The sequence below is a fragment of the Mesorhizobium sp. M4A.F.Ca.ET.050.02.1.1 genome (assembly GCF_003997725.1).
GTDB lineage: Bacteria > Pseudomonadota > Alphaproteobacteria > Rhizobiales > Rhizobiaceae > Mesorhizobium.
Genome location: NZ_RZSG01000299.1, coordinates 1 through 6712, shown reverse-complemented (window position 1 = coordinate 6712; position 6712 = coordinate 1). Strand labels below are relative to the sequence as shown.

Annotated in this window: 7 protein-coding genes and 1 pseudogene; 5 read left to right on the top strand and 3 right to left on the bottom strand. The window is 66.2% G+C overall.

Annotation, left to right across the window (positions count from 1 at the left end; all coding sequences use genetic code 11):
* The first annotated feature begins 7 nt into the window (after nt 1–7).
* Nucleotides 8–751 carry a heme ABC transporter ATP-binding protein gene (locus EOA33_RS19410; RefSeq protein WP_127406313.1) on the top strand — a complete coding sequence of 248 codons (744 nt, stop codon included), beginning with the start codon at nt 8–10 and terminating at the stop codon, nt 749–751.
* Between the two features lie 13 nt (nt 752–764).
* On the opposite strand, the gene rirA is transcribed toward EOA33_RS19410, so the two are convergent.
* Nucleotides 765–1226, bottom strand: coding sequence for an iron-responsive transcriptional regulator RirA (rirA, locus tag EOA33_RS19405; protein ID WP_126054157.1), 462 nt, complete (start codon nt 1224–1226; stop codon nt 765–767).
* Between the two features lie 201 nt (nt 1227–1427).
* On the opposite strand from rirA, the gene EOA33_RS19400 reads away from it, so the two are divergent.
* From EOA33_RS19400 to EOA33_RS19390, 3 genes are all read left to right on the top strand, one after another.
* A complete protein-coding gene (locus tag EOA33_RS19400; protein ID WP_126054158.1) occupies nt 1428–2723 on the top strand; it encodes a DUF445 domain-containing protein in 1296 nt (431 codons plus the stop codon).
* A gap of 67 nt (nt 2724–2790) precedes the next feature.
* Nucleotides 2791–3219 carry a phasin family protein gene (locus tag EOA33_RS19395; RefSeq protein ID WP_126054159.1) on the top strand — a complete coding sequence of 143 codons (429 nt, stop codon included), beginning with the start codon at nt 2791–2793 and terminating at the stop codon, nt 3217–3219.
* Between the two features lie 225 nt (nt 3220–3444).
* Complete coding sequence (locus tag EOA33_RS19390) at nt 3445–3936, top strand: MaoC family dehydratase (protein WP_126054160.1); 492 nt, start codon at nt 3445–3447, stop codon at nt 3934–3936.
* On the opposite strand, the gene EOA33_RS19385 is transcribed toward EOA33_RS19390, so the two are convergent.
* Nucleotides 3905–5353: an MFS transporter gene (locus tag EOA33_RS19385; RefSeq protein WP_245482376.1), complete on the bottom strand. Its 1449-nt coding sequence runs from the start codon at nt 5351–5353 to the stop codon at nt 3905–3907. The genes EOA33_RS19390 and EOA33_RS19385 overlap by 32 nt on opposite strands.
* 170 nt (nt 5354–5523) lie before the next feature.
* On the opposite strand from EOA33_RS19385, the gene EOA33_RS19380 reads away from it, so the two are divergent.
* Nucleotides 5524–6414, top strand: a complete 891-nt coding sequence (locus EOA33_RS19380; protein WP_127406311.1) for a LysR family transcriptional regulator — start codon at nt 5524–5526, stop codon at nt 6412–6414.
* Between the two features lie 5 nt (nt 6415–6419).
* Here EOA33_RS19380 and EOA33_RS19375 read toward each other — a convergent pair.
* A pseudogene (locus tag EOA33_RS19375) lies at nt 6420–6712 on the bottom strand (PLP-dependent aminotransferase family protein); the annotation flags it as partial.

Here is a 6712-nt window from a genome sequence, read left to right as displayed (position 1 = left end):
CAGGAGCATCGTCGCCCATGTCGACTTCGTGGCGCCGCCGGGCGAGATCGCGGCCGTCGTCGGGCCCAACGGGTCCGGCAAGACGACCTTCCTCAAGGCGCTGTCGGGGGAGCTTGCCTATACGGGCGGCATTGCGCTCAACGGGCGCGACCTCACGGCGATGAAGCCGGTGCAGGCGGCGACCTATCGCGCCGTGCTGCCGCAGGCGACGACATTGTCGTTTCCGTTCACGGTGCGCGAGATCGTCAGGCTCGGCCTTGTCGGCGGACGCTCCGGCGTGCTGCCCGGCGAGGACGCGCGACTGCCCGAACGGGCGCTGGCCCGCGTCGATCTCGACGGCTTTGCCGGACGCTTCTACCAGGAGCTTTCAGGTGGCGAGCAGCAGCGCGTGCAGCTTGCCCGCGTGCTCTGCCAGGTCTGGGCGCCGGTGCTCGACGGCAAGCCACGTTACCTGTTCCTCGACGAGCCGGTGTCCAGCCTCGACGTCAAGCACCAACTGATCATCATGGACATTGCCCGCGACTTCGCCAGGCGCGGCGGCGGCGTGGTGGCCATCCTGCACGACCTCAACCTGACCGCCATGTATGCCGACCGCATCCACGTCATGCATCGCGGCCGGCTCGCCGCCGCGGGCGCGCCGCAGCACGTGCTGACCGACGAACTGATCGAGAAGGTGTTCGATTGCCGGTTGAAAGTTGGCGTGCTGCCGGTAGCCAATATGCCGTTCGTTTTGCCGCAATCGGCGGCCTAGCCGCCGGCTGCAATCAGGCGGCGGGGGCGCGCTGCTCCAGCATGTCGATGCCAAGCAGATGGCGCACATTCGGGCGCGCCGCCACCAGGTCTGCGATCGTGTAGCGCGACAGCACGGCAAAGAAGGCGTTGAGCGCCTCGCGCAGCGCCGAGTTCAGCACGCAGCTGTCGACCAGCGGGCATTCGGCCGCGTCGTTCTCGAAGCATTCGGCCATGGCGAAGCTCTCTTCGGTCACCCGCACGACGTCGAACAGGCTGATCTGCTCGGCCGGACGGCCAAGCCTGACGCCGCCATTCCTGCCACGAACCGTCTCGACCAGACCGTGCTCGACCAGCGGCTGCAGAATCTTGAACAGGAACAGCTCCGACACCGAATAGGCCGCGGCAATCTCGGGGATGCGGCTCAGCCGTTCGGTATTGGCGGCGCAATACATCAGGATGCGCATGGCATAATTGGTCTGGCGCGTCAGCCGCATTTCGTCCTCATGAACCAGTAGCTTGGACCCAATATGGCCTATACCTTGGAACAATTCCAGACTGGCGGCGCACGATAGATGAATAAACGCGTCAACTTTATGTGCATGGTGGCGCAAATTGTGAGCCGGACAGGGTATGGCGGGCATTTGGCCGGCGACGACCCTAGATAAGATCGCAACATCGATCAGGAGCGGCTCAGCATGTCACAAGCGGCCCCGGCCATGAACCATGTCCGATTCGACACCGACGCCGATGCCAAGCTTGCGGCGCTGCGGCGCACCAAGCTGGTGGCCGCCACGGCGCTGGCGCTTTGCGTTCTGGTCTTCGGGCTCGCCAAGTCGCTCGAGGGCACCTATCCGTGGCTCGGCTTCGTCGCTGCCTTCGCCGAGGCGGCAACCATCGGCGGCCTCGCCGACTGGTATGCGGTGGTGGCGCTGTTCAGGCGGCCGCTCGGCCTGCCGATCCCGCACACGGCCATCATCCCGGAGAACCAGGAGCGCATCGCCGACAATCTTGGCCGCTTCATCGAGGTCAATTTCCTGGCGCCGGAGCCGGTGCGCGAGAAGCTGGCCGAGGTCGACTTTTCCGCTTTGGTCGCCGACTGGCTGGCCGATGCCGAGCGCGCCGCCGGCCTGTCGCGCTTTGTCGCCCGCCTGGTGCCGCAGACGCTTGCCGCTGTCGAACAGTCCGGCCTGCGCGGCTTTGTCACCAGCCGCATGCTGGATGAGGTCGAGAAGGTGCCGCTGGCGCCGCTTGCCGCCGAGCTCCTGTCGACGCTCACCGACGATCGCCGTCACCAGAAACTGTTCGACGAATTCACCAGGGTGATCGGCCGCTTCCTCAACGACGAGGAGGCGCTCTCCGCCATGCGCGAGAAGATCCGCGAGGAATTGCCGTCGCTGTTCAACCTGTTTCGCGCCGATGCCTATCTGCTCAAGAAGATCGTAGCCTCAGCCGGCACGCTGCTCGAGGAGGTGAGGACCGATCCCGACCACCCGATGCGGGCCGAGTTCGACCGGTTTGCGAAGACTTTCATCGAGCGGCTGAGGACGTCGAAGCAATATGCCAGGCGGGCCGAGCAGCTGAAGCGCGATTTCCTGGCGCGGCCGGAAATGAAGGCGCTGGCCGGCGACATGTGGGAAAGCCTGCGGCAGTTCATAGAGCAGGACGCCAGGGCCGAGAATTCCCTGATCCGCGCCCACCTCGCCAACATGTTCGTCGAGGTCGGCCGCCATCTGGCCAGCGACGCGCGGATCAGGGCCGACATGAACCAGGGGTTCGTGGTGGCGCTGTCGTCCTTCGTAGAGAGCCAGAAGAGCGGCGTGTCGAAATTCATCGCCGACCAGGTCAAACGCTGGGATCTTGGCCAACTCACCCGGCTAATCGAGATGAACATCGGCAAGGACCTGCAATATATCCGCTTCAACGGCATGGTCATCGGCGGCCTTGCCGGCATCGTGCTTTACACGGCCGAGCGGTTGTTCCTCGTCAATTGACGCAAGCGTGGCGTGCTCTATTCTTCTGTCAGGGAAGGCCTTCGCGGCAGATTGGGGAGCAGAAGCCATGGCGAAACAACCGGACTCCGACTCGTTCCTGGACATGTTCAGCAGATTCGGCCGCGACCTGAAGATGCCGAATGTCGATGTCGAAGCCATAATCAGCCACCACCGCAAGAATCTCGAAGCGCTCGAAAAGTCCGCCAGGGCAGGCGCGGCCGGAGCGTCCTCGTTGCTTGCGCGGCAACGCGAGATGGTGCAGGAGGCGCTGCGCGAGATCACCGATCTGGCACAAAATTACCGGGCACCCGGCAATCCGCAGGAATTGATGACGAGGCAGGCGGAGTTCGCCCGCAAATCCTTCGAGACGGCGCTGAAGAATGCCGGCGAGGTGGCTGAAATGGCCAGGAAATCCGGCACGGAATCCATCGAGATCCTGCGCGAGCGCATCAAGGACGCGATGGCCGAAATTCGCTCCGGCTACGAGAAGAAGTGACTTTTCCAGTCAGCTTCGCTTTGCTGCCTGCCAGATATGATCGTGCATTTCGGGCGTTAAGTCCCGGGCGCGCGGAGGCCGCGCTTGCCTTCCGGCGACACTGTGGATGAGCTGCCACCCACGGCGGCAAAACGCGGCCTGTCGGAACCGAATTGCCCGGCGGCGAATTGACAGGGGGCTCCGCTTCGTGGTCGGGAGACGGGCGAAACGATCGGGAAAGCAGGAATGACGGAAGCACGGCCGAGGACGCCGCCGACCTTCGAGCAGTTGAGGACGATGGCCGGGCTGGAAGTCGGGGTGTCGGAATGGACGACGGTCGACCAGCACCGTATCGACCAGTTCGCCGAATGCACCGGCGACCACCAGTGGATCCATGTTGACCCTGAAAGGGCGAAGCGGCAGAGCCCGTTCCGCACCACGATCGCGCATGGCTATCTGACGCTGTCGATCATCGGCGCGCTGGCACTCGACATGGGCATCGTACCCGAAAACACCCAGGCCGCCTTCAATTACGGCTTCGACAAGGTCCGCTTCCTGTCTCCGGTTAGAGTCGGATCGAGAATACGGCTCCGCACCACGCTGCTGTCGATGGAGGACAAGGGCCCCGGCCAGTATCTGATGAAGGCCGCCAATACGGTCGAGATCGAGGGCGAGCAGAAGCCGGCCCTGACAGCCGAGACGCTGGTCATGCTCTACGAGCGCCGCAAGCGGGCTTAGGCAAGTCCTTGCGCTTGCCGCCCGCCCGCCGGCTGAACAGGGCAAGGCCGAGCGCAACCAGCGCAAGCGCCATCGCGACTCGGAACGTGACCTGCATCCCTAGCAGGGTTGCCGATGGGGTCGCTGAATCTGCTCCAGCAGATGCCGCGGCGAATATGGCGCCCATCAGCGATGCGCCGGTGATCAGGCCGAGATTGCGCGACAGGTTGACGAGGCCGGAGACGACGCCGCGCTGGTCGGCGGTCGCGGCCCCCATCACCGCGGTGTTATTCGCGGTCTGGAACAGGGCGTAGCCGCCGCTCAGCGCCAGGACCGGGACGACGTAGCCGGGAATGCCGAACGCGATCCGGATCGACGAGAGGGCAAACGTGCCGAGAACGAGCGAGGCCAGGCCGGCGATCATCGTCGGCTGGGCACCGAAGCGGTCGACCAGCCGCCCCGCCGGCACCGCAGCCAGCGTCGCGACCAACGGTGCCGTGGACATTACCAGGCCGACGGTGGCGGGGTCGAGGCCCAGCGCTCTGGAGAGGTAGAACGGCGCGACCACCAACTGGCCCATCACCACGGTCGAGACGACGACGCTCATGGCGAGGCTTGCGGTCAGCATGCGGTCGCCGAATGCAGCCAGGCGGACGAGCGGAGTCTCGACCTTCAATTCCGTCACGATGAACAAGGCGACGCCAAGGGCGGCAACGGCAAGCAGGCCGAGATTGAGCAGACCAAAGCTGCCCTTGCCCAGTGTCATGGCCAGCGCATAGGCGGCCAGCGTCAAGGCGAGCAGAACCGTCCCAGGAGTATCGAAGGTGCTTCGTCCCGGCCCGGACCTGCCTTCGTTGGGCAGTGCGCGCCAGGCAAGCGCGAAAGCCAGCATGCCGAGCGGCACATTGACCAGGAAGATCGCCCGCCAGCCGGCGCCGGCGATCAGCAACCCGCCGAGCGACGGGCCAAGCATGGTGCCGATCGACGACATGGCGCCGAGCAGGCCCATGGCGCTGCCGATCCTGGCCTTAGGGACGGTGCCGGCGACGAAGGCCAGCGTCAGCGCCATCATCACCGCCGCGCCAAGGCCTTGCGCGGCCCGCACCGCGATCAGCAGGCCAAGCGACGGCGCCAGCGCGCAGAGCGCCGAGCTGGCCGTGAACAGGGCGATGCCGCCGAGCAGCAGCGGCCGGCGGCCGACAATGTCGGCCAGCCGCCCGGCGCTGACGATCATGGTGGTGATGGCAAGCAGGTAGGCCAGCACCACCCATTGCACGGACTGGAACGAGGCGCCGAACGCCTGCATCAGGGCCGGCAGGCCGACGCTGGCGATGCTGGTGCCGAGCGAGGGCAACAGCGTGGCAAGCGACAGGCTGGCCAGCGCCCATCCGACCCGCGTGGGCGCAGCGCGGCCATTCCAGCTGCTCTCGGTTCCAATTTTTTCCGCAATGTCCGCCAAGATTTTGCTCCTTTGCCCTGGCATTGCCGGTGGCACCGCCAAGGCCGATCTGTCGGCCGGTCGTACGCTTGTGGCTGGCATGGCGGAAGACGCAGTATTTGCATCTTATTCATGCATGCGACGCCATATATCCGTGCTATGGTCCGGGCATGCCGTCGCCCGACCTCAACCTGCTTGTCGCGCTGGATGTCCTGCTGAACGAAGGCAGTGTGGCGCGCGCCGCGCAAAGGCTGCGCCTCAGCCCGTCGGCGATGAGCCGCACGCTGGCGCGCCTGCGCGAGGCGACCGGCGATCCGCTGCTGGTCCGCGCCGGCCGGGGCCTTGTGCCGACGCCGCGCGCGCAGGAATTGCGGCTGCAGGTGGGCCGCGTGGTCGAGGAGGGCGAAGCTCTACTGCGCCCCGCCAGGCTGCTAGACCTGCAAGGCCTGGATCGGACTTTCACGCTGCGCACCAATGAGAGCTTCGTCGAGGAGTTCGGGCCGCGGCTTGTCGCCAGCGTCGGCGCGCAAGCTCCCAATGTGCGGCTGCGTTTCGCGCCGAAGTCCGACAAGGAGGTCGCTTCGCTGCGCGACGCGACCATCGATCTGGAGATCGGCGTCGCCGGCGAGACCGGACCCGAGATCCGCATCCAGACGCTCTTTCGCGACCGCTTCATCGGCGCGGCGCGGGCCGGCCATCCGCTGAGCCAGGGCGCCGTCACGCCGGAGCGCTTCGCGGCCGGCCGCCACATCAGCGTTTCGAGGCGCGGCCGCGAGAGGGGACCGATCGACGAGGCGCTGGAACAGCTTGGGCTGCGGCGGACCGTGGTATCCATGGTGTCGGGCTTTTCGGCGGCACTCGCCCTGGCGCGCGCGTCCGACCTGATCGCCAGCGTCCCTGAGCGGCACACCGAAGGGGCGCGCGCCGGCATGTTCAGCTTTGCCTTGCCGGTCGCGACGGCGGAGGTGACCATCTCGATGCTCTGGCACCCGCGCCTCGACGCCGATCCGGCGCAACGCTGGCTGCGCGATTGCGTGCGGGAGATTTGCGCGGCGCGCTGACCGGACTACCCGGACATCGCCGCTGCGAGCGCCGTGAAGATGTGTTCGTCACCCGACTGGGCGACGTTGAAGCGCAGGAAGCGGCTGGCCGTTCCGGACAGGCTGAACGCATTGCCGGGCGCCAGCACGACATTGTCGGCCAGCGCGCGGCGGGCGACTTCGGCTGCATCCACGCCCTCCGGCAGGCTGCACCACAGGAACAGGCCGGCCGGCTGGTCGATCCACGGCGTGATGCCGATCGACTTCAGGCGGGCACTCGTTTCGGCCATGGCGCGCGCAAGCCGGATGCGCAACGCCT

What these genes read in the sequence shown, in the direction of transcription:
- rirA (WP_126054157.1), bottom strand. Translation starts at nt 1,226, where the DNA reads ATGCGGCTGACGCGCCAGACCAATTATGCCATGCGCATCCTGATGTAT.
- EOA33_RS19400 (WP_126054158.1), top strand. Translation starts at nt 1,428, where the DNA reads ATGTCACAAGCGGCCCCGGCCATGAACCATGTCCGATTCGACACCGAC.
- EOA33_RS19395 (WP_126054159.1), top strand. Translation starts at nt 2,791, where the DNA reads ATGGCGAAACAACCGGACTCCGACTCGTTCCTGGACATGTTCAGCAGA.
- EOA33_RS19390 (WP_126054160.1), top strand. Translation starts at nt 3,445, where the DNA reads ATGACGGAAGCACGGCCGAGGACGCCGCCGACCTTCGAGCAGTTGAGG.
- EOA33_RS19380 (WP_127406311.1), top strand. Translation starts at nt 5,524, where the DNA reads ATGCCGTCGCCCGACCTCAACCTGCTTGTCGCGCTGGATGTCCTGCTG.